24 protein-coding genes and 2 tRNA genes are annotated in these 21,899 nt (G+C 66.4%); 21 read left to right on the top strand and 5 right to left on the bottom strand.

Annotated features, from left to right (window positions below; genetic code table 11):
• On the top strand, positions 1–487 hold a 487-nt coding region (locus Q8L83_RS01390; protein ID WP_305284351.1), incomplete at its 5' end, for an ATP-dependent Clp protease proteolytic subunit.
• Here Q8L83_RS01390 and Q8L83_RS01395 read toward each other — a convergent pair.
• Genes Q8L83_RS01395 through Q8L83_RS01405 form a run of 3 tightly spaced genes read right to left on the bottom strand, consistent with a single transcriptional unit; the run spans position 463 to position 1,752 of the window.
• Positions 463–741: a hypothetical protein gene (locus Q8L83_RS01395; protein WP_305284354.1), complete on the bottom strand. Its 279-nt coding sequence runs from the start codon at positions 739–741 to the stop codon at positions 463–465. The genes Q8L83_RS01390 and Q8L83_RS01395 overlap by 25 nt on opposite strands.
• Position 742: 1 nt before the next feature.
• Positions 743–1,138 carry a nucleoside triphosphate pyrophosphohydrolase gene (locus tag Q8L83_RS01400; protein WP_305284356.1) on the bottom strand — a complete coding sequence of 132 codons (396 nt, stop codon included), beginning with the start codon at positions 1,136–1,138 and terminating at the stop codon, positions 743–745.
• Entirely contained in the window at positions 1,135–1,752 is a 618-nt protein-coding gene (locus tag Q8L83_RS01405; RefSeq protein WP_305284357.1) for an HAD-IB family hydrolase, read from the bottom strand. Before Q8L83_RS01405 ends, Q8L83_RS01400 begins: the two co-directional genes overlap by 4 nt.
• 375 nt (positions 1,753–2,127) lie before the next feature.
• On the opposite strand from Q8L83_RS01405, the gene clpX reads away from it, so the two are divergent.
• The 6 genes from clpX to Q8L83_RS01435 all read left to right on the top strand — a co-directional run bounded on the left by clpX (position 2,128) and on the right by Q8L83_RS01435 (position 8,880).
• Positions 2,128–3,390 carry an ATP-dependent Clp protease ATP-binding subunit ClpX gene (clpX, locus tag Q8L83_RS01410; RefSeq protein WP_305284358.1) on the top strand — a complete coding sequence of 421 codons (1,263 nt, stop codon included), beginning with the start codon at positions 2,128–2,130 and terminating at the stop codon, positions 3,388–3,390.
• Positions 3,391–3,615: 225 nt separating this feature from the next.
• Positions 3,616–6,012 (top strand): endopeptidase La, encoded by a 2,397-nt coding sequence (lon, locus tag Q8L83_RS01415; protein WP_305284359.1) that lies wholly within the window; start codon positions 3,616–3,618, stop codon positions 6,010–6,012.
• A gap of 167 nt (positions 6,013–6,179) precedes the next feature.
• On the top strand, positions 6,180–6,455 hold the full coding sequence (locus Q8L83_RS01420; RefSeq protein ID WP_305284360.1) for an HU family DNA-binding protein: 276 nt from the start codon (positions 6,180–6,182) through the stop codon (positions 6,453–6,455).
• A 231-nt stretch (positions 6,456–6,686) separates the two neighbouring features.
• A tRNA-Val gene (locus Q8L83_RS01425) sits at positions 6,687–6,763 on the top strand.
• Positions 6,764–6,795: 32 nt separating this feature from the next.
• Entirely contained in the window at positions 6,796–7,710 is a 915-nt protein-coding gene (locus Q8L83_RS01430) for an aldo/keto reductase (protein WP_305284361.1), read from the top strand.
• 75 nt (positions 7,711–7,785) lie between these two features.
• Positions 7,786–8,880 carry a glutathione S-transferase family protein gene (locus Q8L83_RS01435; protein WP_305284362.1) on the top strand — a complete coding sequence of 365 codons (1,095 nt, stop codon included), beginning with the start codon at positions 7,786–7,788 and terminating at the stop codon, positions 8,878–8,880.
• A 62-nt stretch (positions 8,881–8,942) separates the two neighbouring features.
• Here the strand turns inward: Q8L83_RS01435 and Q8L83_RS01440 are convergent.
• Positions 8,943–9,019 (bottom strand) — tRNA-Asp (locus Q8L83_RS01440).
• A gap of 66 nt (positions 9,020–9,085) precedes the next feature.
• Positions 9,086–10,627: an AbgT family transporter gene (locus Q8L83_RS01445; protein WP_305284363.1), complete on the bottom strand. Its 1,542-nt coding sequence runs from the start codon at positions 10,625–10,627 to the stop codon at positions 9,086–9,088.
• Positions 10,628–10,875: 248 nt separating this feature from the next.
• Between Q8L83_RS01445 and Q8L83_RS01450 the strand changes: the two genes are divergently transcribed.
• The 14 genes from Q8L83_RS01450 to Q8L83_RS01515 all read left to right on the top strand — a co-directional run.
• A complete protein-coding gene (locus Q8L83_RS01450; protein WP_305284364.1) occupies positions 10,876–11,253 on the top strand; it encodes an NADH-quinone oxidoreductase subunit A in 378 nt (125 codons plus the stop codon).
• A complete protein-coding gene (locus Q8L83_RS01455) occupies positions 11,223–11,804 on the top strand; it encodes an NADH-quinone oxidoreductase subunit B family protein (RefSeq protein ID WP_300576279.1) in 582 nt (193 codons plus the stop codon). Before Q8L83_RS01450 ends, Q8L83_RS01455 begins: the two co-directional genes overlap by 31 nt.
• Entirely contained in the window at positions 11,801–12,430 is a 630-nt protein-coding gene (locus tag Q8L83_RS01460) for an NADH-quinone oxidoreductase subunit C (protein ID WP_305284365.1), read from the top strand. Before Q8L83_RS01455 ends, Q8L83_RS01460 begins: the two co-directional genes overlap by 4 nt.
• Positions 12,427–13,662, top strand: coding sequence for an NADH-quinone oxidoreductase subunit D (locus Q8L83_RS01465; RefSeq protein ID WP_305284366.1), 1,236 nt, complete (start codon positions 12,427–12,429; stop codon positions 13,660–13,662). The genes Q8L83_RS01460 and Q8L83_RS01465 overlap by 4 nt, the downstream gene beginning before the upstream one ends.
• Entirely contained in the window at positions 13,659–14,009 is a 351-nt protein-coding gene (locus Q8L83_RS01470) for a nuclear transport factor 2 family protein (protein ID WP_304715214.1), read from the top strand. The genes Q8L83_RS01465 and Q8L83_RS01470 overlap by 4 nt, the downstream gene beginning before the upstream one ends.
• A gap of 7 nt (positions 14,010–14,016) precedes the next feature.
• A complete protein-coding gene (gene nuoE, locus Q8L83_RS01475; RefSeq protein WP_305284367.1) occupies positions 14,017–14,697 on the top strand; it encodes an NADH-quinone oxidoreductase subunit NuoE in 681 nt (226 codons plus the stop codon).
• The gene (locus tag Q8L83_RS01480; RefSeq protein ID WP_305284368.1) at positions 14,694–14,903 is read left to right on the top strand and encodes a hypothetical protein; all 210 of its coding nucleotides are present in this window, start codon (positions 14,694–14,696) and stop codon (positions 14,901–14,903) included. Before nuoE ends, Q8L83_RS01480 begins: the two co-directional genes overlap by 4 nt.
• 5 nt (positions 14,904–14,908) lie before the next feature.
• A complete protein-coding gene (gene nuoF, locus Q8L83_RS01485; protein ID WP_305284369.1) occupies positions 14,909–16,225 on the top strand; it encodes an NADH-quinone oxidoreductase subunit NuoF in 1,317 nt (438 codons plus the stop codon).
• A gap of 5 nt (positions 16,226–16,230) precedes the next feature.
• A complete protein-coding gene (nuoG, locus tag Q8L83_RS01490; RefSeq protein ID WP_305284370.1) occupies positions 16,231–18,270 on the top strand; it encodes an NADH-quinone oxidoreductase subunit NuoG in 2,040 nt (679 codons plus the stop codon).
• A 3-nt stretch (positions 18,271–18,273) separates the two neighbouring features.
• The gene (gene nuoH / locus Q8L83_RS01495; protein WP_305284371.1) at positions 18,274–19,359 is read left to right on the top strand and encodes an NADH-quinone oxidoreductase subunit NuoH; all 1,086 of its coding nucleotides are present in this window, start codon (positions 18,274–18,276) and stop codon (positions 19,357–19,359) included.
• Positions 19,359–19,856 (top strand): NADH-quinone oxidoreductase subunit NuoI, encoded by a 498-nt coding sequence (gene nuoI / locus Q8L83_RS01500; RefSeq protein WP_304716208.1) that lies wholly within the window; start codon positions 19,359–19,361, stop codon positions 19,854–19,856. Before nuoH ends, nuoI begins: the two co-directional genes overlap by 1 nt.
• 104 nt (positions 19,857–19,960) lie before the next feature.
• Positions 19,961–20,578, top strand: a complete 618-nt coding sequence (locus Q8L83_RS01505; RefSeq protein WP_305284374.1) for an NADH-quinone oxidoreductase subunit J — start codon at positions 19,961–19,963, stop codon at positions 20,576–20,578.
• Positions 20,575–20,883 carry an NADH-quinone oxidoreductase subunit NuoK gene (nuoK, locus tag Q8L83_RS01510; protein WP_304716206.1) on the top strand — a complete coding sequence of 103 codons (309 nt, stop codon included), beginning with the start codon at positions 20,575–20,577 and terminating at the stop codon, positions 20,881–20,883. The genes Q8L83_RS01505 and nuoK overlap by 4 nt, the downstream gene beginning before the upstream one ends.
• An 8-nt stretch (positions 20,884–20,891) precedes the next feature.
• A partial coding sequence (locus Q8L83_RS01515; protein ID WP_305284375.1) for an NADH-quinone oxidoreductase subunit L occupies positions 20,892–21,899 on the top strand: 1,008 nt, incomplete at its 3' end.

Raw genomic sequence — 21,899 nt, forward strand, 5'->3', positions numbered from 1 at the left:
GGTCGAGGACGGCATGGCCGCCCTGATCTGCGCCCAGCTTCTCTATCTGGAGTCCGAGAACCCCAAGAAAGAGATCTCCATGTACATCAACTCGCCGGGCGGCATCGTGACGTCCGGCCTGGCGATCTACGACACCATGCAATACGTGAAGAGCCCGATCTCCACCGTGTGCATGGGCATGGCGGCCTCCATGGGCTCGTTCCTGCTGATGGCCGGCGAGAAGGATCAGCGGATCTCGCTGCCCAACGCCCGCATCATGGTCCACCAGCCCTCGGGCGGCTATTCCGGCAAGGCCTCGGACATCCAGCGCCACGCCGAGGACATCATCAAGACCAAGGGCCGCCTGAACGAGCTCTACGCCAAGCACACCGGCCAGCCCATCGAGGTGGTCGAGGCGACGCTGGACCGCGACCACTTCATGACCGCCGAGGAAGCCAAGGCCTGGGGCATCGTCGACCACGTCTATGAGCGTCGCAGCGAGGACTGATCCAGTCGGGCGCGGGCGGCCTCGAGCAGGCGCGCCCGTCCCTCCGCGTCCGTGACGTTGAAGCGCTCGAAGTCGAGCTCGCCGGCGCCGCGCAGATCTGCGAACAGGCCGGCGGGATCTTCGTGAAAATGCAGGAAGGCGCGGCTCTTCGCATAGAAGACGCCGCGCCTTTTTTCGCTGAGGCCGGGCAGGGCGCGCAGGTCCGCCAGCAGAGGCTCCAGCAGGTGAAGCGCATCGGGGCGGGCGTGGCGCACCTCAATCCTCCTGCGGATAGGCCTCGGGCCGCGCCAGATAGTAGGCGACCGCAGGAAGATCGTCGCGCCCTTCGACTGCGGCGTTGAACACCCGATCATCAAACCCGCCTCGCTCGGCCCGCTTGGCCAGCCGCAGCGCCTCGATCTGCGCCATATCGAGCCCCTCGGCAGCGGCCAGGGCCATCACCACCTCCAGGACGTCGGCCAACTCCTCGGCCAGCTCTGCTGCGGTGGCGGCCTGGACCTCGTGGGCCTCCTCAATCAGCTTGTCGCGCAGGGCCACGCGATAGGCGGGCTCATCCATCCTGTGGTCGAAGATCGCCAGGCCCTGTGCGCGCATCATCGCCGGCAGACCGTCACGGATGAGCTTGCCCACGCGGAAGCGCAGGCGTGTCATGGGGCGTCCTTGAACACGCGATAGCCCGCCTCGTCGGCGATCTTCAGCATCTCCCGGTCGCCGCTGGTGTCGCCATAGGCGGCGCGCAGGCGGATATCATGCCCAAACTGGGCCTGGAGGCGGACGACCTTTTCCGGCCCCCGGCAGTTGCGACCCTCGAACAGGCCGGTCACGCGATCGTCCGCATCGAACCCCAGGCGCGTGCCGAGCAGATGGTCGGCCCCCAGGCCGCGAGCGAAGGGCTGGACGATGATATCTGGCGATGCGGTGACGATGACCATGGTCGCCCGCCGCTCGCGCCATCGCCGCCAGGTGTGCAGGGCGTCGGGGCGAAGCAGGCGCGGGGCGTAGGCTTCGGCGAAGGCGCGGGCCTCGGCTTCCAGCTGGGCGCGCGGGACGCCCTTGAGGAATTCGCGCACAGCCGCAGCCTTGATCCGCCCGCGATTGCGGTGGAACAGGTAGGCGCCCGCAGCCGGCGCGAGCCTGCGCATGCCCCTGGCGTAGCGCGCACGGCCGGCGCGCCACTTCAGAAAGGCGGTGAAGCTGTCGCGGGTGGTCAGGGTGCCGTCGAAATCGAATGCGACGACGCCCGTGTCTTCGGCAGGATCGTCCATCAAGCCCCCTGGGCGCCCCTTGCGCCGATATAACGCAGTCTGAACATCACGCCCCTACAACCCGTCGCCCTGCGAAAAGGGCGCCGGGGATTTCCACAAGCTTGAGCCCGACGCACCCTTTGGGGGCAAGGTGCGCATGGGGTCACTTGCGCCAATCCGATACAGTCCCATCTAGAGATTCGAAATTGCGCGCCATCGGGCGCCTGGCCCTAAGAAGGCCCTGGCCGTGCGCCAAGGCTTGTGATCCGGTCGCGGATCGGGGAATGTCAAGGATTAGACAACCCCCGGCGCGTATCCTGCAAGGATGGCGGGAAATCGCCGCCTGCGCCCAGGGCGATGATTTCGACCGGCGTCGTCGAGAGAGTGAGACTGAACATGACCAAGGCCGCGAGCGGGGACTCCAAGAGCACGCTGTATTGCTCCTTCTGCGGAAAGAGCCAGCATGAAGTCCGCAAGCTCATCGCGGGCCCGACGGTGTTCATCTGCGACGAATGCGTCGAGCTCTGCATGGATATCATCCGCGAGGAGCACAAGATCTCCTTCGTGAAGTCGAAGGACGGCGTGCCCACGCCCCGCGAGATCCGCGAAGTCCTCGACGATTACGTGATCGGCCAGGACCACGCCAAGAAGGTCCTCTCGGTGGCGGTCCACAACCACTACAAGCGCCTGAACCACGCCACGAAGAACAACGACGTGGAACTGGGCAAGGCCAACATCATGCTGATCGGGCCGACCGGCACGGGTAAGACCCTGCTGGCCCAGACTCTGGCCCGAATCATCGACGTGCCGTTCACGGTCGCCGACGCCACGACCCTGACTGAAGCCGGCTATGTCGGCGAGGACGTTGAGAATATCATCCTCAAGCTGCTGCAGTCGGCCGACTACAATGTCGAGCGGGCCCAGCGCGGCATCGTCTATATCGACGAGGTCGACAAGATCAGCCGCAAGTCGGACAACCCGTCGATCACCCGCGACGTGTCGGGCGAGGGCGTCCAGCAGGCCCTGCTGAAGATCATGGAAGGCACGGTGGCCTCGGTCCCGCCCCAGGGCGGCCGCAAGCACCCCCAGCAGGAATTCCTGCAGGTGGACACCACCAACATCCTGTTCATCTGCGGCGGCGCCTTCGCCGGCCTCGACAAGATCATCTCGGCCCGCGGGCAGGGGACCTCGATCGGTTTCGGCGCCAAGGTGTCCGACCCGGATGACCGCCGCACCGGCGAAATCTTCCGCCGGGTGGAGCCCGACGACCTGCTGCGCTTTGGCCTGATCCCGGAATTCATCGGCCGTCTGCCGGTGATCGCCACCCTGGACGACCTGGACGAAGATGCGCTGGTCAAGATCCTGACCGAGCCCAAGAACGCCTTCGTCAAGCAGTACCAGCGCCTGTTCGACATGGAGAATGTCGGCCTGACCTTCACCGATGACGCGCTGAACGCCGTGGCCCGCAAGGCCATCGCCCGCAAGACCGGCGCCCGGGGCCTGCGCTCCATCCTGGAAGGCATCCTGCTCGACACCATGTACGAGCTGCCGACCTATGACGGCGTCGAAGAAGTGGTCGTCAACGCCGAGGTCGTCGAAGGCCGCGCCCAGCCGCTGATCATCTATGCCGAACGTCGGGACAAGGGCGGCGCGGCCTGAGGCTGCGCCGTTCCCCACGCATTTGTGTTGCGGCGCCGAAGACACGATGTCGCGCACTGGCTTGGCGCCGCTTGAACGGCGGCGCGAAGCGTCCACATAAATAAGCTGAAAACACCGCCGTCTTGGCGGACGGGCCGTCCGACTCAGGCGCATCGTCTGGGTAACCGCGGTCCGATGGTCGAGCCTTGCTTGTGTCAGAGGGGGCCGGCCAGGAGTGAAAGCATCATGTCCGAGACAAAGACCCTACCTGTCCTACCCCTGCGCGACATCGTCGTGTTTCCCCATCAGCCCGTGCCCCTGTTCGTGGGGCGGGAAAAATCCGTGCGGGCGCTCGAAGAGGCCATGCGCAACGATGGCAAGGACATCCTTCTGCTGACCCAGAAGGATAAGGACGACGACGATCCCGCGCCGGTGGCCATCTATGACGTCGGCGTCGTGGCGACGATCCTGCAACTGCTCAAGCTGCCCGACGGCACCGTCAAGGTGCTGGTGGAAGGCAAGGCCCGTGCAGGCGTGGCCCGCTACACGGCTCAGACCGACTATTATGAGGTGGAGATCGCCGATCTCCCCGACGACAGCCTGGCCTCGGCCGAGGCCGAAGCCCTCAGCCGCGCCGTGGTCGAGCAGTTCGAAACCTATGTGAAGCTCAACAAGAAGGTGCCGCCCGAGGCCCTGGCGGCCATGCCGCAGATCGAGAACCCGGGTGAGCTGGCCGACCGCGTCGCCTCGCACCTGTCGGTGAAGATCAGCGACAAGCAGGCCCTGCTGGAAGTCTTCGACGTCGTGAAGCGTCTCGAGAAGGTCTACGCCCTCATGGAGGGCGAGATCTCGGTGATGCAGACCGAGAAGAAGATCCGCAACCGTGTGAAGCGTCAGATGGAGAAGACGCAGCGCGAGTATTATCTGAACGAGCAGATGAAGGCGATCCAGCGCGAGCTGGGCGAACAGGACGACACCCGCGACGAGCTGAACGAGCTCGAAAAGCGGATCAAGAAAACGCGCCTGTCGAAGGAGGCCCGCACCAAGGCCGAGGCGGAGCTGAAGAAGCTGCGCTCGATGAGCCCGATGTCGGCCGAGTCCACTGTCGTGCGGAACTATCTCGACTGGCTGCTGTCGATCCCATGGGGCAAGGCCAAGCAGAAGCCCATCGACCTCTCCCAGGCCGAGGCCATCCTCGATGAGGACCACTACGGCCTCGAAAAGGTGAAGGAGCGGATCCTGGAGTATCTGGCGGTCCAGGCCCGCACGGGCGCGCTGAAAGGCCCGATCCTCTGCCTCGTCGGTCCTCCCGGCGTCGGCAAGACGTCGCTGGGCCGGTCGATCGCCAAGGCGACGGCGCGGGAATTCGTCCGCGTCTCCCTGGGCGGGGTGCGTGACGAGGCCGAGATCCGCGGTCACCGCCGGACCTATATCGGCTCCATGCCCGGCAAGATCATCCAGTCGATGAAGAAGGCCAAGACCACCAACGCCTTCTTCCTGCTGGACGAGATCGACAAGATGGGCGCCGATTATCGCGGCGATCCCGCCTCGGCCCTGCTCGAGGTGCTCGACCCGTCGCAGAACTCCACCTTCGCCGACCACTATCTGGAGGTGGACTACGACCTGTCGCCGGTGATGTTCGTCACCACGGCCAACTCGCTCAACATGCCCCAGCCCCTGCTGGACCGCATGGAGATCATCCGCATCCCCGGCTACACCGAGGATGAGAAGGTCGAGATCGCCAAGCGCCACGTGCTGCCCAAGCTGACCAAGGACCACGGGCTGAAGCCCGAGGAGTTCGTGGTGCCCGAGGACACGATCCGCGACCTGATCCGCTACTACACCCGGGAAGCCGGCGTGCGGTCGCTGGAGCGGGAGCTGGGCAACCTCGCCCGCAAGACGGTCCGGGACCTGGGTCGCGAGTCGCTGACCAGCGTCACCATCGACGCCGAACGGCTGGCCAAGTACGCCGGGGTGCGCAAGTACCGCTATGGCGAGACCGACGCCGAGGATCAGGTCGGGATCATCACCGGCCTGGCCTATACCGACTTCGGCGGCGACATCCTGACCATCGAGGCGGTCAAGATGCCGGGCAAGGGCCGCATGTCCATCACGGGCAACCTGAAGGACGTGATGAAGGAATCCATCGCCGCGGCGAATTCCTATGTCCGCAGCCGGGCCACCCAGTTCGGCATCGAGCCGCCGTCCTTCGAGAAGACCGACGTCCACATCCACGTTCCGGACGGCGCGACCCCCAAGGATGGCCCCTCGGCCGGGGCGGCGATGGCTACGGCCATCGTCTCGGTCCTGACCGGCATTCCGATCCGCAAGGAAATCGCCATGACCGGCGAGGTCACCCTGCGCGGCCGGGTGACGGCCATTGGCGGCCTGAAGGAGAAGCTGCTCGCGGCCCTGCGCTCTGGGGTCAAGACGGTGCTGATCCCGCAGGAGAACGAAAAGGACCTGGCCGACATCCCAGCCAAGGTGAAGGAGGCCCTGGAGATCATCCCGGTGAACACCATGGATGAGGTCCTGGCGCGGGCCCTGGTTCGCGCGCCGGAGCCGATCGAATGGACCGAGCCGCCGGCCAAGGCCGGCGTTCCCGCCGACGACGGCGAGCCCGAGGCGATCATGACGCATTAGGCGTCTGACCTTCAAAACTGAAGACGGCGAGCGGCGCGGGGGAAGTCCTCCGCGCCGCTTCGTTTGACGCGCTCGGTTAAGCTCGCATAATCCCTTGGCGCGAAGGCTTTTGCCGCTGCCGATCCTTCGCGAAAAAAACAGAAAAAGGGCAGGGAGAGGAAACGACAATGACCAAGGCTGAACTGGTCGCGGCCATGGCCGACAAGGCCGGCATCACCAAGGCGCAAGCCAAGGAGGCTCTCGACGCCTTCATCGAGTCTGTCACCGGGTCTTTGAAGGGGGGCGACGAGGTGCGTCTGGTGGGCTTCGGCAGCTTCGTCCCGGTGAGCCGGGCGGCTGGCGTGGCGCGCAATCCGAGGACCGGGGAGAGCGTCAATCGTCCAGCGTCCCAGACCGCGCGATTCCGCGTCGGCGAGGGGCTGAAGAACGCACTGAACGCCTGAGCTCCCCAGGGGCTGATATTCCGAAGGGGCGGGCGCCAGCGCGGCCGCCCCTTTTTCGTGGGCGCCCTGCGCCAATTCCCCTCCGAATCTCGCGCCCGAGCGTCTAAGAACGCGCTCTAGGGCGTGATGCGATCAGACGGGATCGTTTGATCGTGGAATCAGGCCCTAGATCCAAGTCTTGAGCGCGTTTCGTCACGATAACCGGTTCCCACTTATCGGAATGCGCTCTAGGGGCGGCTAGCTCAGTTGGTCAGAGCACCTGGTTTACACCCAGGGGGTCGGGGGTTCGAGCCCCTCGCCGCCCACCATTCCTCCAGCCGAGACATCCGGGGAAGGGCGTATGAGATATCGTCCCCTGGGCCGCACGGGGCTCACCGTCTCCGAGATCGGCTTTGGCTGCGCCAGCTATTGGGGTCTGGCCCGCTTTGACGAATCCCAGGCGCTGGGCCTGGTTCACCGCGCCTTGGACCTGGGCGTCACCCTCTTTGACACCGCGCCGGGCTATTCCCGCGGCGAAGCCGAGCCGCGGCTCGGGCGGGCCTTGAAGGGACGCGACACCGCCAATCTGGTGATCGCCACCAAGGCCGGGACCTTTCATGCGGGCGGCGGCCGGACGGGCCGGGACTTCTCGTCGGCCGCGATCACCGCCAGCGTCGAGGCGAGCCTGAAGCGGTTGGGCCTGGAGCGCCTGTCGCTGGTGCAGCTGCATGGGCCGGGGGTGGGCGAACTGACCGACGATCTGTTCGAGGCCTTGGAGCGCCTGCGCGCCCGCGGCCTGGTGGCGGCCTTCGGCGCCAACAGCTTCGACGCCGAGGTGATCGGCGCCGTCATCGCCGCGCCGGTCTTCGACGTGGTGATGCTGGACTACAATGTCCTGCGCCCGGAGCGGGGGCCGCTGATCGCCCAGGCCGCGAGGATGGGCAAGGGCGTCCTGGCCGGCATGCCGCTGGCCATGGGTCATGTGGACGGCCAGATCCGCAAGGTGCGCGGCCTGCGCGACCTCTGGTACGCCGCCCGGGCGTTGAAGAACCACCGGGCCGAGGTGGTCGCCGCCGAGCGGTTCAGTTTCCTGCGACAGATCGAGGGCATGAGCGCCGCCCAGGCGAGCCTCGCCTATGTGCTGGAGAATCCCGGGGTGTCAGCGGCGGTGACGGGCACCACGCGACGGGCTCACCTGGAGGCTAACGCCGCGGCGTCCGGCATGGTCCTGCCAGACCAGGTACGCGCGCGCCTGCGGGCGGCGCAAGGCGGCTGAGGTTTCCGCTTCCGCCCTGACGGAAGGGCGATATTGTCACGCGGCGTGCCGATTTTTGGCGATGGAGCCGAAACCGTGATTTTCGAACAGGCCGACCTTGTCCCCCGCCCGGGACGCTACCGCATCCTCGCCGGGCCCGGCTCGCCTTACTCGCACAAGGTGCGCGCCGCCCTGCGCTACCGTCGTATCCCCCACGACTGGACCATTCCCCTGGGCGGCTTTGACGGCACGGGGCAGAGCGAGGGGCTCAAGGCCTTCGGCAAGCGGCTCTTGCCGGTCGTGGTCTATCCGGACGGGACCGCCTGGAACGACTCCACGCCAATCCTGCATGAGTTGGAGACCCTGCACCTGGAGGGGCCCAGCCTCCTGCCGCCGACGCCGGGGCAGCAGTTCCTGGCGCGGCTCGTGGAGGACTTCGCCGACGAGTGGCTGGCGGTCATCCTTATGGCCTTCCGATGGACCTTGGAGGCCGATGTGGCGTTCTGCGCGCGCCGTCAGATGGCCGGGTGGCTGGGCGACGTCGATGAGCCGGCGCTCGACCGCGGGATCGAGAAGTTCACCGCCCGCCAGCAGATGGTGCGAAATCTCCTCGGTGGCGGCGATCCGACCACCCATGCGGCCCTGGAGGCGGAGTATCTGGCCCTGCTGGACATTCTGGAGCGGGGCCTGTCGCGACGGCTGTTCCTGTTCGGCCAGCGGCCCTCCATCGCCGATTTCGGCCTCTATGGCATGCTGAGCCAGCTGGCCATCGATCCCACCCCCTCGCGCCTGATGCGGACCCATGCGGTGCGGACCTATCAATGGACCCAGTGGGTCGACGATCTCTCCGGGCACCAGGGCGACTGGTCGGCGGACCCCCGGCCGGACGAGACCCTCGTCGAACTGGTCGGGCTGGCTGGCGGCGGCTTCCTCGCCATGATGCAGGCCTCGGCCGAGGCCGCCGGACGTGGGGAACTCCGCTGCGCCTTCGAGGTGGGCGGCGTGAACCTGGCGAGCATTGCGCGGCCCTACACAGTGAACTGCTGGCTCTGGCTGAAGGCGATGTTCGCCGACCTGCCTCAAGCCGACCGCGAGAGCCTACGTCCGGTTCTGGAACCCGCCGGGTTCTGGGCGGCGCTGGCTTTCGCGCCCGGCGAGACCGAACGGCTCAAGCCCTTCGCCAAGCTCTGAGCCGGCGGGCAAATCATCTGGTTCTGGGGGAGGGTGCGCCTGGTCCTCCAACTGGAAGACCATGGCGCGAGTGACGGGACTCGAACCCGCGACCTCCGGCGTGACAGGCCGGCGCTCTAACCAACTGAGCTACACCCGCTTAAGGGTCTCACGTCGCCGCGAGGCGCGTCTGATAGGTCCCGACCTGAATCGTGTCAACTGCCGATCAGCGGCTAATCGCGCTGGGCGGGGAATAATGCACGCCCGCCTGTGGACCGAGGGGAAGTTCCAGGGCCGACCACAGGCCGACGAGGATCAGGCCGGCGCTCATCATCGCCGCGGAATAGGGCAGCATGGCGCTGATCAGGCCGCCGACGCCGAAGCCTGGCCGCCATCTCTGACAGAAGCCGAGCACCAGGGCGAAGTAGGGCATCAGGGGTGAGGCCATGTTCACGCTGGAGTCGCCCATGCGATAGGCCGCCGTCGTCATTTCCGGACTGATCCCCAGCAGCATCAGCATCGGCACCAGCACAGGCGCGATCGCCGCCCACTTGGCCGAGGCCGATCCGATCAGCATGTCGAGGACGGCGGTCAGCAGGACGATGGCCATCAGAAGCAAGGGAATGGGCAGGCCGGTGGCGCGGATCGATTCGGCCCCATGGATGGCGATGATCACCCCGAGGTTCGACCAAGTGAACATGGCGATGAAATGGGCCGCGGCGAAGGCCAGGACGATATAGGGCGCCATGGAGGCCATGGACTCCGAGGCCAGGCGCACCACGTCCCGGTCGGTGCGGATCTGGCCGGTCAGCCGGCCATAGCTCAGGCCGCCGGCCAGGAAGAGGACGAAAAAGCCGGCCACCAGCGACCGGAAGAATGGCGTCCAGCGCGAAGGGCCCTCCACGCTGCGGTCCACCAGCGGTGCGCCAGGCGCCAGGGCCATGGCGGCCCAGAGCAGGATGACGACCAGCACCGCCACGCCCGACCAGATCAGGGCGCGGCGTTCGATGGGCGACAGCGGGGCGTCCTGCGGCGGCAGGTTCTCCGGCGGCGTCCAGGGGCCGAGCCGCGGCTCGACCACATTGGCCGTCACCCACCAGGCCACCGGAATGAACACCAGGGCGCCCGCGGCGGTGAAGTACCAGTTGCCCACCAGATTGGCCGTCCAGGTCGGATCGATCAGCCGGGCGGCGGGCTCCGACAGGCCCAGGATGAGGGCGTCGAACTGGCCGGGCAGGGGATTGCCGGCGAAGCTGCCGACCACGCCGGCGAAGGCTGCGGCGATCCCAGCGATGGGGTGACGCCCGACGGCGGCGAAGGCTGCGCCGGCCAGCGGCAGCAGGATGACGAACCCCGAATCGGCGGCGTGGTTGGCGATCAGCCCCAGGAAGATCACCACCGGGCAGACCAGCAGCCGCGGCGTACGGCTCATCATCGCCCGGATGGCGGCCGACAGCAGGCCGACTCGCTCGGCGATTCCCGCGCCCAGCATGATCAGCAACACATAACCGAGCGGCGCGAAGCCGGTCAGCGTGCGCGGCATCTCCACCAGCAGGGTCTGGATGTTGGCCGGCGTCAGCAGGCTCTGGGCGCGCAGCAGCTCTCCATCCACCGGGTTGACCGCGCTGACGCCGACCCAGGCGCAGATCACGCTGGCCAGAACCAGGGCGCCGATGATCCAGGCGAAGATGAAGACGGGGTCGGGGAGGCGGTCGCCCAGACGCTCGATGGCGTCGAGCGCCTTATGGATAAAGGGTTTGCTGGTCAACGGCCCCTCCGGCTTGGGCGGTCAGCCTAGGATGGGCGCGCGCGGTCGCAAACCGGTCTCCTAGCAATTGCGAAGCATTCGCAGAATATTAGGCGGCATGCCCGCTTCCGTGGCGAGGCTGACATCTCGCGAGGTCTGGTCAGGGCATGTGCGATGTCGCGCGCTGGCGTATCTCTGTTGCGGGAATCCGCTGTTTGAACCCTGCGCATTGCTGGTCTAGAAGGGCGCGCGACTCCTTCGAGGACTCCATGAACGCGTTCCTTCTGCAGTACCTGCCCATCGTGATTTTCCTAGGGATCGCGGCGGTCCTGGGCGTGGCCTTCGTGCTGGCCGCCGCCGTCCTGGCCCCCAAGGCGCCTGATCCTGAAAAGCTCTCGACCTACGAGTGCGGCTTCAACGCCTTTGACGATGCGCGGATGAAATTCGACGTCCGCTTCTACCTGGTGTCGATCCTCTTCATCATTTTCGACCTCGAGGTCGCGTTCCTGTTCCCCTGGGCCGTCAGCCTGATGAACCTGCCCACCGAAGCCATGCAGTTCGCCTTCTGGTCGATGATGACCTTCCTGGGCGTGCTGACCGTCGGCTTCATCTATGAATGGAAGAAGGGGGCCCTGGAATGGGAGTGATCGTTCCGGCCAATTCGGCCGCCCGCGCCACGGTCGAGGGCTATGACGCCAAGATCCACGACCCCTTCTTCGACGGGGTCAACGACCAGCTGGCCGACAAGGGCTTCATCACCGCGGCCGCCGACGACCTGATCACCTGGGCGCGCACCGGCTCGCTCATGTGGATGACCTTCGGCCTGGCCTGCTGCGCCGTCGAGATGATGCAGGCCTCGATGCCGCGCTACGACCTGGAGCGCTACGGCTTTGCGCCGCGGGCCAGCCCGCGCCAGTCGGACGTGATGATCGTCGCCGGCACCCTGTGCAACAAGATGGCTCCGGCCCTGCGCAAGGTCTACGACCAGATGCCGGACCCGCGCTACGTCATCTCCATGGGCTCCTGCGCCAATGGCGGCGGCTACTACTATTTCAGCTACTCCGTCGTCCGAGGCTGCGACCGCATCGTGCCGGTGGACATCTATGTGCCCGGCTGCCCGCCCACGGCTGAGGCGCTGGTCTATGGGGTCCTGCAACTGCAGAAGAAGATCCGCCGGACCGGGACGATCGAACGATGAGCTGGCCCGTTTCTGCAACTGATCTGCAGGCGCTCGGCCAGGCCATGGTCGCCAACAGCGCCGGCGCCCTGACGGGCGCCCATGTGGCGTTCGACGAGCTGTCGCTGACCGCGCCCCTGCCGCGGATCGTTGAGGCCCTGACCTTCCTGCGCGATCACCCAGACTATCGGTTCGAGGTGCTGATCGACCTGACCGCGGTGGATTACCCTGAGCGCGAGAAGCGCTTCGAGGTGGTCTATCATCTGCTGTCGATGAGCAAGAATGTGCGGGTTCGGGTCAAGCTGGTGACCGACGAGGACACCCCGGTGCCCACCGCGACGCCGGCCTATCCTTGCGCCAACTGGTACGAGCGCGAGGCCTTCGACATGTACGGGGTCTTCTTCGAAGGCCATCCGGACCTGCGCCGCATCCTCACCGACTATGGCTTCCACGGCCATCCGCTGCGCAAGGACTTCCCCATGAGCGGCTATGTGGAGCTGCGCTATGACGACGAGCTCAAGCGCGTGGTCTATGAGCCCATCAAGATGACCGAGTGGCGCAACTGGGACTTCCTCAGCCCCTGGGAAGGCGCCGAGCGCGGCTTCGCCGCCCTTCCGGGCGACGAAAAGGCGGAGCCCAAGGCATGACCGGCGAAGTCGTCCCGACCTCCGAGGCTCAGCTGGCCCACAGCCCCTCGACCGAAACCGAGATCCGCAAGTTCACCATCAACTTCGGTCCCCAGCATCCGGCCGCGCACGGCGTGCTGCGCCTGATCCTGGAGCTGGACGGCGAAGTCGTCGAGCGGGTGGACCCCCATGTGGGCCTGCTCCATCGCGGCACCGAGAAGCTGATGGAGTACCGGCCCTATCAGCAGACGATTCCCTATTTCGACCGCCTGGACTATGTGGCCCCGATGAACCAGGAGCACGCCTATGTGCTCGCCATCGAGAAGCTGCTGGCCGTCGAGGTCCCTTACCGCGCCCAGCTGATCCGGGTTCTGTATTCGGAAATCGGCCGCATCCTGAACCACCTGCTCAACGTCACGACCCAGGCCATGGATGTGGGCGCTCTGACCCCGCCGCTGTGGGGTTTCGAAGAGCGCGAAAAGCTCATGGTCTTCTATGAGCGGGCTTCGGGCGCGCGGCTGCACGCCAACTATTTCCGCGTCGGCGGCGTCCGTCAGGACCTGCCCGCCGCCCTGGTGGCCGATATTTCCGCCTGGTGCGACGCCTTCCCCAGGGCGCTGAACGACATCGACAGCCTGATCACCGGCAACCGCATCTTCAAGCAGCGCAACGTCGACATCGGCGTGGTCAGCAAGCAGGAGGCCCTGGATTGGGGCTTCTCTGGCGTGATGGTGCGCGGGTCGGGTATCGCCTGGGACCTTCGCCGCAACCAGCCCTATGAGTGCTACAACGAGCTGGAGTTCGACATCCCGCTCGGCGTGAACGGCGACTGCTACGATCGCTATCTCTGCCGCATGGAAGAGATGCGCCAGTCGGTCCGCATCATGAAGCAGTGCTGCGACCGCCTGGAAAAGACGCCGGGTCCGGTCCTGACCGAGGACAACAAGATCGGCGCGCCCCGTCGCGGCGAGATGAAGCGTTCGATGGAAGCGCTCATCCATCACTTCAAGCTGTTCACCGAGGGCTATCGGACCCCGGTCGGGGAGGTCTACGCCTGCGTCGAGGCGCCCAAGGGCGAGTTCGGCGTGTTCCTGGTCTCCGACGGCTCCAACAAGCCCTACAAGTGCAAGATCCGCGCGCCGGGCTATCCGCACCTGCAGGCCATGGACTGGATCAACCGCGGCCACATGCTGGCCGACGTCTCGGCCATTCTCGGCTCGCTCGACATCGTGTTCGGGGAGATCGACCGATGAACGCCGCAGCGACGCGGGCGCCGGCCGATCTCGCCCAGGGCCAGCTCGACGCCTACAACGCCCAGGATGTGGACGCCCTCTGCGGCTTCTTCGCCCAGGACCTGATCGTGGCCGACTTCAACGGCGCGGTGACGGTCGAGGGGCTCGAGGCCTTTCGCGCCAAGCACGTGGCCCTGTTCGCCGAGCATCCGCAGAACCGCGCCGAACTCGCCCATCGGGTGGTGATCGGCGACCGGGTCATCGACCACGAGCGGGTCTATCGCCAGCCCGGGCCGGTGAGCTTCGAGGTGGCGGCCATCTACACCATCGCCGGCGGCAAGATCGCCCGCATCGACTTCGTCAAGTGAGGGGCATGTGAGCGTTCGTCGTCTTTCGCCCAACCAACCCGCAAGCTTCGCCTTCCAGCCCGAGACGCTGGAGAAGGCCAAGTGGTGGATCGCCAAGTTCCCGCAAGGCCGCCAGCAGTCGGCGGTCATCCCGATCCTGTGGCTGATCCAGAAGCAGGAAGGCTGGGTCAGCGAGCCCGCCATTCGCGCCGTGGCCGAGATGCTGGGCATGGCCCGCATCCGGGTGCTGGAGGTCGCGACCTTCTACACCATGTTCATGCTGGAGCCGGTGGGCAGCGTCGCCCTGGTCCAGGTCTGCGGCACCACGCCATGCCAACTGCGCGGGTCTGAGAGCCTGATGGCGGTCTGCAAGCGCAAGATCGGCGCGAAGGACCACCTGTCGGCGGACGGCAAGTTCTATTGGCAGGAAGTCGAGTGCCTGGGCGCCTGCGCCAATGCGCCGATGGCCGCCATCAACGACTACTATTACGAAGATCTGACGCCCGAGAGCTTCGAGGCCCTGCTGGACGACTTCGCGGCCGGCAAGGCGCCGCCGCCCGGATCGGCGACGAAACGCCAGGGCTCGGCGCCCGAAGGCGGGCCGCTGACCCTCAGCGATCCGGCCCTCTATGACGGCACTGCGGCGCAGCCGTTGAAGGCCCTGCCGAACGCCGCGCCCAAGGCGCCCGAGCCGGAGCCGACGGCGTGAGCGCAGAGGCTGACATCAAGGCGCGGTTCCTGCGCATGGCGGTGATCAACGCCGTCTGCGTCGTGACGGCGATCGCAGCCGTGATCGGCGCGCTGGCGACCGGCCGGGACTGGCTGTTCGCCATCTTCGGCGTCGCCCTGGCCGCGGGTTTCGTGGCGCAGATCTGGTTCATCGCGGCCTTCCGGCGCGCGAAAGAAGGAGTTTGAGGGGCGTGGTCGGGATTCTGGAAGACAAGGACCGCATCTTCACGAACCTCTATGGCCTGCACGACTTTGGCCTTGAGGGCGCCAAGCGGCGCGGCGCCTGGAACGGTGTGCGTGAAATCCTGTCGCAGACCCCGGAGTGGATCTGCGACCAGGTCAAGAACTCCGGCCTGCGGGGCCGCGGCGGGGCAGGCTTCGGCACCGGCCTGAAGTGGACCTTCATGCCCAAGCAGGAGAGCGAGCGACCGCACTTCCTGGTGGTCAACGCCGATGAGTCCGAGCCGGGCACCTGCAAGGACCGCGAGATCCTGCGCAACGATCCGCATCTGCTGATCGAAGGCTGCATGATCGCCAGCTACGCGATCCGCGCGCACGCCTGCTACATCTACATCCGCGGCGAGTATGTCTTCGAGCGCGAGCGCCTGGAGGCCGCCATCAAGCAGGCCTATGAGGCCAAGCTGATCGGCAAGGACAATATCCACGGCTGGGACTTCGACCTCTATGTGACCCATGGGGGCGGGGCCTATATCTGCGGCGACGAAACCGCCCTGATGGAAAGCCTGGAGGGCAAGAAGGGTCAGCCCCGTCTGAAGCCGCCGTTCCCGGCCGGCGCCGGCATCTATGGCTGCCCGACCACCATCAACAATGTCGAGACCATCGCCACGGTGGGCTCGATCCTGCGCCGCGGGGCCGAATGGTTCGCGGGCTTCGGCCGGCCCAACAACACCGGCACCAAGCTGATGGCCATTTCAGGCCATGTGAACCGTCCCTGCGTGGTGGAGGAGGTCATGTCGATCCCGCTCCGCCAGCTCCTCGAAGAGCATTGCGGCGGCATCCGCGGCGGCTGGGGCAATCTGAAGGCGATCATCCCCGGCGGTTCGTCGGTGCCGATGATCACCGCCGAGATGGCCGAGACCGCGTTGATGGACTTCGACTCCCTGCGCGAGATGCGTTCGGGTCTGGGCACCGCGGCGGTCATCGTCATGGACAAGGACGCCGACGTGGTGAAGTCGATCGCCCGGCTGTCCTACTTCTACAAGCATGAGAGCTGCGGCCAGTGCACGCCGTGCCGCGAAGGCACAGGCTGGATGTGGCGGGTGATGGAGCGGATGGTGACGGGCGAGGCCGACATGGCCGAGATCGACATGCTGCTCGACGTCGCCTCGCAGGTCGAAGGCCACACCATCTGCGGCCTGGGCGATGCGGCCGCCTGGCCGATCCAGGGTCTCTTCCGTCACTTCCGCCATGAGGTGGAGGATCGCATCACCCAGTACCGCGCCGGACGCCCGCACGTTCAGGGCGCCACGCTCGTGGCTGCGGAGTAAAAGACATGCCCATCGCAAAGGTCGACGGCGTCGAGGTCGAGTTCGAACCCGGCATGACGGTTCTGCAGGTGGCGGAGCTGGCCGGGAAGGAAATCCCCCGCTTCTGCTATCACGAGCGCCTGTCCATCGCCGGCAACTGCCGCATGTGCCTGGTCGAGGTGAAGCCCGGCCCGCCGAAGCCGCAGGCTTCCTGCGCCCTGCCGGCGGCCGAGGGCCAGGAGATTTTCACCGACACGCCGATGGTCAAGAAGGCCCGTCACGGCGTGATGGAGTTCCTGCTGATCAACCACCCGCTGGACTGCCCGATCTGCGACCAGGGCGGCGAGTGCGACCTGCAGGACCAGGCCATGGGCTATGGCCGCGACGATTCCCGCTATGGCGAGAACAAGCGCGCGGTCGAAGAAAAGTACATGGGTCCGCTCATCAAGACGGTGATGACCCGCTGCATCCAGTGCACCCGCTGCGTGCGCTTCGTCACCGAAGTGGCCGGCGTGCCGGAGATCGGCCTGATCTCGCGGGGCGAAGATGTTGAAATCACAACCTATCTCGACGCCGCCGTCACGTCCGAGCTGAGCGCCAACGTCATCGACCTCTGCCCAGTCGGCGCGCTCACCTCCAAGCCTTACGCGTTCAACGCCCGGCCCTGGGAGCTGAAGAAGACCGAGAGCGTCGACGTCATGGACGCCCTGGGCTCGGCCATCCGTGTCGACGCCCGCGGCCCGGCCGTGCTCCGCGTGCTGCCGCGCATCAATGACGACGTCAACGAAGAGTGGATCAGCGACAAGACCCGCTACGCCGTTGACGGCCTGTCGCGCCAACGCCTGGACCGCCCCTATGTCCGTGAGAACGGCAAGCTGCGGCCGGCCAGCTGGGCCGAGGCCCTGCAGACGGTCGCGGCCAAGGTGAAGGCGACCGCGCCGGACCGCATGGGCGTCATCGCCGGCGACCTGCAGGACGCGGAGTCCATGAAGGCCGCGCTGGACCTGTTCGGCGGCCTGGGTGTGACCAGCCTCGACTGCCGCCAGGACGGCATGGCCCTGGGCGATGGCCCCCGGGAAAGCTGGCTGATGAACTCGACCATCGCCGGCATCGAGGACGCCGATGTCATCCTGCTGGTCGGGACCAACCCCCGCCTTGAAGCGCCGGTGTTCAACGCCCGCCTGCGCAAGCGTTGGCTGGCCGGCGCCTTGCGGATCGGCGTCATCGGCGAGCAGGCCGACCTGAGCTACGCCTATGACTATCTGGGCGCGGGGACCGACACGCTGAACGGCCTGTCCAAGTCCCGCAGCGACTTCGCCAAGGCCTTCAAGGGCGCCGAAAAGGCCGCCGTGATCCTCGGCGCCGGCGCCCTGGCCCGCGCTGACGGCGCGGCTGTGGTCAAGGCCGCCGCCGGCGTGGCCAAGACATTCAAGGCGACCTGGAACGTCCTGCATACCGCAGCCGCCCGCGTCGGCGGCCTCGACCTGGGCTTCATCCCCCGGGAAGGCGGCAAGACCGCGCTGGAGCTGACCGCCAAGGGCGGCGCCGACCTGCTGGTGCTGATGGGCGCCGACGAGATGGACCTGTCGGCCACCGACGCCTTCGTCGTCTATATGGGCACCCACGGGGACGCCGGGGCCCACCGGGCCGACGTGATTCTGCCGGCCGCCGCCTATACCGAGAAGAGCGGCCTCTATGTGAACACCGAGGGCCGCGTTCAGCGCGGCGAGCGGGCGGTCTTCCCCAAGGGCGAGGCCAAGGAAGACTGGGCCATCCTGCGCGCCCTGTCTGAACTGCTGGACGCCAAGCTGCCCTATGACAGCCTCGACCAGCTGCGCGCCCGCCTGTTCGCCGATCACCCCACCTTCGGCCGAATCGACTATGTGCCAGACGCGCCCGGCGCGCTGGACCTCTCGGCGCTGGGCGGGGAGGGCGATCTGTCGGACGCCCCCCTCGCGAGCCCCGTGAAGGCCTTCTATCTGACCAACCCGATCGCACGCGCCAGCGTCACCATGGCCGAGTGCCAGGCGCTCGTCCCGGGCGCCGAAAAGATCGCCGCGGAGTAGGGCATGGACGCCACCACCAATTTCTGGGCGACGCCAGGCGGCTGGACCCTGCTCGCCGTGGGCCAGATCGCGGCCGTCATGATCTGGATCCTGCTGTCGCTGGCCTTCCTGCTGCTGGCCGACCGCAAGATCTGGGCCGGTGTGCAGATGCGCAAAGGCCCCAACATGGTGGGCCCGTTCGGCCTGCTGCAGTCCTTCGCCGACTTCCTGAAGTTCGTGCTGAAGGAGATCGTCATCCCTGACGGGGCCGACAAGGTGGTCTTCATCCTGGCCCCCCTGATCAGCTTCGTCCTGGCCTTCGGGGCCTGGGCCGTGGTGCCGCTGGCGCCGGGCTGGGTGGTGTCGGACATCAATGTCGGCGTCCTCTACCTGCTGGCGATCAGCTCGCTGGGCGTCTACGGCATCATCATGGGCGGCTGGGCGTCCAACTCGAAATACCCCTTCCTGGGCAGCCTGCGATCGGCCGCCCAGATGGTCAGCTACGAGGTCTCCATCGGCTTCGTGATCATCACCGTGATCCTGCTGGCCGGGACCATGAACCTGCAGACCATCGTGGCCCAGCAGGGCGGCGGGTTCTGGAACTGGTACGTGTTCGGCGGCGGGCTTTCCAACCTGCCCATGGCCCTGATCATGATCCCGATGGCCGTGGTGTTCTTCATCTCGGCCCTGGCCGAGACCAACCGCCCGCCCTTCGACTTGCCCGAGGCGGAGTCCGAGCTCGTGGCCGGCTATCAGGTGGAGTACTCGTCCACCCCGTACCTGCTGTTCATGATCGGCGAGTACGCCAACATCGTCCTGATGTGCGCCATCATCACCATCCTGTTCTTCGGTGGATGGCAGGCGCCGTTCCCGACGCCGTTCATCGAGAGCTGGCCGGCGACCGCGCAGAGCTTCTTCGGCTTCATGTGGTTCTTCGCCAAGACCGTCTTCTTCTTCTTCCTGATCGCCATGGTGAAGGCGATCGTGCCCCGCTACCGCTATGACCAGCTCATGCGCCTGGGGTGGAAGATCTTCCTGCCGACCTCGCTGGTGGCCGTGGTGCTCGTCGCCGCCTGGCGCGTCTTCGGTCCGGCCCAAGGAGCGATTTGATGAGTTTCGCCGCCCGTATCAGCCAGGCCGCCAAGGGCGCGGCGCTGATGGATTTCATCGGGGCCTTCGGCCTCGGCATGAAATACATGATGCGCCCCAAGGCCACGGTCATCTATCCGAACGAGCGCAACCCGCAGTCGCCCCGTTTCCGCGGCGAGCACGCCCTGCGTCGCTATCCCAACGGGGAAGAGCGCTGCATCGCCTGCAAGCTGTGCGAGGCCATCTGTCCGGCCCAGGCGATCACCATCGAGGCCGAGCCCCGGGACGACGGCAGCCGCCGGACGACCCGCTACGACATCGACATGGTCAAGTGCATCTACTGCGGCCTGTGCCAGGAGGCCTGCCCGGTGGACGCCATCGTCGAGGGGCCGAACCTGGAGTTCGCCACCGAGACCCGCGAAGAACTCTATTACGACAAGGAACGCCTGCTCGATAACGGGGACCGTTGGGAGCGGGAAATCGCAAAGAACCTAGAACTCGACGCGCCCTATCGCTAAGAGACAGGCGCGATTCCGGGGCTGTAGGACGTTGGCGTCCGACCTGGGCCATGCGCCCGGCGGGCGGACCAACCTGATGATTGAGGGGCGAAAGTAGAGCCGTCATGGCCTTGCAGGCGATCGCATTTTATCTGCTGGCGATAGTCACCATCGGCTCAGGCCTCGCCGTGGTGTCCGTCAGAAATCCCGTGCACTCGGTGCTTTTCCTGATCCTGACCTTCTTCTCGGCGGCGGGCCTCTTCCTGCTGCTGGGCGCCGAGTTCCTGGCGATGCTGCTGGTCGTGGTCTATGTGGGCGCTGTGGCGGTGCTGTTCCTCTTCGTCGTCATGATGCTCGACGTGGACTTCGGCGCGCTGAAACAGGGATTCGCCCGCTACATGCCGCTGGGCGGCCTGGTGGCCGGCATCCTGGCGGCCGAGATGATCGTGGTGGCCACGGCTGTCGCCACCGGCGGGGCGGCCAGCGGGCCGCGGGAGCCGATGGCGGCCCTGGACGGGCTCTCCAACACCGAGACCATCGGGCGGGTGCTCTACACCGACTATGTCTACTTCTTCCAGGCGGCGGGGCTGGTGCTCCTGGTGGCCATGATCGGCGCCATCGTGCTCACCCTGCGCCATAAGCCGGGCGTGCGCCGTCAGGTGATCGCCGACCAGGTGGGCCGCACCGCCGAGAGCGGCATGCGCTCGGTCCAGATCAAGCCGGGCGAGGGGATGGGCGAATGACGATCGGTCTCAGTCACTATCTGGCGGTCGCCGCCATCCTGTTCACGATCGGGGTCTTCGGGATCTTCGTGAACCGCAAGAACATCATCGTCATCCTGATGTCGATCGAGCTGATCCTGCTGGCGGTGAACATCAACCTCGTCGCCTTCTCGGTCTATCTGCATGACGTGGTGGGGCAGATCTTCGCCATGTTCGTCCTGACCGTGGCCGCCGCAGAGGCGGCCGTGGGCCTCGCCATCCTCGTCACCTTCTTCCGTAACCGCGGCGGCATCGCCGTGGACGACGCCGCCGTGATGAAAGGCTGACGGAGCCCATGACCCCTCAGTCTCTCGCCATCATCCTGGTCTTCGCGCCCCTGCTGGGCGCGCTGGTCGCGGGCCTGTTTGGCCGCCGCATCGGCGACTTCGCCTCGCAAGCCGTGACCACGGGCCTGCTGCTGCTCGCCTGCGTCCTCTCCTGGACCCTGTTCATTCAGTGGACCTGGGGCGGCCTTGAAGCCTTCACGCTGACCCTCTTGCCCTTCATCAATGTGGGCGACTTCCAGTCGGCCTGGTCGATCCGCATCGACGGGCTGTCGGCGGTCATGCTGATCGTCGTCACCTCGGTCTCGGCGCTCGTCCACGTCTATTCGTGGGGCTACATGGCCGAGGACGACTCCCGGCCGCGCTTCTTCGCCTATCTGTCGCTGTTCACCTTCGCCATGCTGGCCCTGGTGACGGCCGCCGACTTCATGCAGCTGTTCTTCGGCTGGGAAGGGGTGGGGCTGGCGAGCTATCTGCTGATCGGCTTCTGGTTCAAGAAGCCCACCGCCAACGCCGCATCCATCAAGGCCTTCGTGGTCAACCGGGTGGGCGACTTCGGCTTCGCGCTCGGCATCATCACCGTCTTCTGGATGTTCGGCACCATCGAGTTCGCCGAGATCTTCCCGCGGGTTGAGGAGCTCGCCTCGGTCGGCTGGTCGTTCGCGGGCCAGACCTGGCACGCCGTGGACCTCGCCTGCGCCCTGCTGTTCGTCGGCGCCATGGGCAAGTCGGCCCAGTTCTTCCTGCACACCTGGCTGCCGGACGCCATGGAAGGCCCGACCCCGGTCTCGGCCCTGATCCACGCCGCCACCATGGTGACGGCGGGCGTCTACATGGTCTGCCTGCTCTCGCCGATGTTCGAATACGCGCCGGTGACCAAGCAGATCGTCACCCTGGTCGGCGCGGTCACGGCCCTGTTCGCCGCCACGGTGGGTCTGGCTCAGAACGACATCAAGCGGGTCATCGCCTATTCGACCTGTTCGCAGCTCGGCTACATGTTCTTCGCCGCCGGCGTCGGC

Source organism: Phenylobacterium sp., assembly GCF_030680185.1.
Classification (GTDB): domain Bacteria; phylum Pseudomonadota; class Alphaproteobacteria; order Caulobacterales; family Caulobacteraceae; genus Phenylobacterium.

What these genes read in the sequence shown, in the direction of transcription:
- nuoI (WP_304716208.1), top strand. Translation starts at nt 19,359, where the DNA reads ATGAGTTTCGCCGCCCGTATCAGCCAGGCCGCCAAGGGCGCGGCGCTG.
- Q8L83_RS01430 (WP_305284361.1), top strand. Translation starts at nt 6,796, where the DNA reads ATGAGATATCGTCCCCTGGGCCGCACGGGGCTCACCGTCTCCGAGATC.
- lon (WP_305284359.1), top strand. Translation starts at nt 3,616, where the DNA reads ATGTCCGAGACAAAGACCCTACCTGTCCTACCCCTGCGCGACATCGTC.
- Q8L83_RS01460 (WP_305284365.1), top strand. Translation starts at nt 11,801, where the DNA reads ATGAGCTGGCCCGTTTCTGCAACTGATCTGCAGGCGCTCGGCCAGGCC.
- Q8L83_RS01455 (WP_300576279.1), top strand. Translation starts at nt 11,223, where the DNA reads ATGGAAGAAGGGGGCCCTGGAATGGGAGTGATCGTTCCGGCCAATTCG.
- Q8L83_RS01450 (WP_305284364.1), top strand. Translation starts at nt 10,876, where the DNA reads ATGAACGCGTTCCTTCTGCAGTACCTGCCCATCGTGATTTTCCTAGGG.
- Q8L83_RS01505 (WP_305284374.1), top strand. Translation starts at nt 19,961, where the DNA reads ATGGCCTTGCAGGCGATCGCATTTTATCTGCTGGCGATAGTCACCATC.
- Q8L83_RS01470 (WP_304715214.1), top strand. Translation starts at nt 13,659, where the DNA reads ATGAACGCCGCAGCGACGCGGGCGCCGGCCGATCTCGCCCAGGGCCAG.
- nuoK (WP_304716206.1), top strand. Translation starts at nt 20,575, where the DNA reads ATGACGATCGGTCTCAGTCACTATCTGGCGGTCGCCGCCATCCTGTTC.
- nuoH (WP_305284371.1), top strand. Translation starts at nt 18,274, where the DNA reads ATGGACGCCACCACCAATTTCTGGGCGACGCCAGGCGGCTGGACCCTG.
- clpX (WP_305284358.1), top strand. Translation starts at nt 2,128, where the DNA reads ATGACCAAGGCCGCGAGCGGGGACTCCAAGAGCACGCTGTATTGCTCC.
- Q8L83_RS01400 (WP_305284356.1), bottom strand. Translation starts at nt 1,138, where the DNA reads ATGACACGCCTGCGCTTCCGCGTGGGCAAGCTCATCCGTGACGGTCTG.
- nuoG (WP_305284370.1), top strand. Translation starts at nt 16,231, where the DNA reads ATGCCCATCGCAAAGGTCGACGGCGTCGAGGTCGAGTTCGAACCCGGC.
- Q8L83_RS01420 (WP_305284360.1), top strand. Translation starts at nt 6,180, where the DNA reads ATGACCAAGGCTGAACTGGTCGCGGCCATGGCCGACAAGGCCGGCATC.
- Q8L83_RS01465 (WP_305284366.1), top strand. Translation starts at nt 12,427, where the DNA reads ATGACCGGCGAAGTCGTCCCGACCTCCGAGGCTCAGCTGGCCCACAGC.
- Q8L83_RS01405 (WP_305284357.1), bottom strand. Translation starts at nt 1,752, where the DNA reads ATGGACGATCCTGCCGAAGACACGGGCGTCGTCGCATTCGATTTCGAC.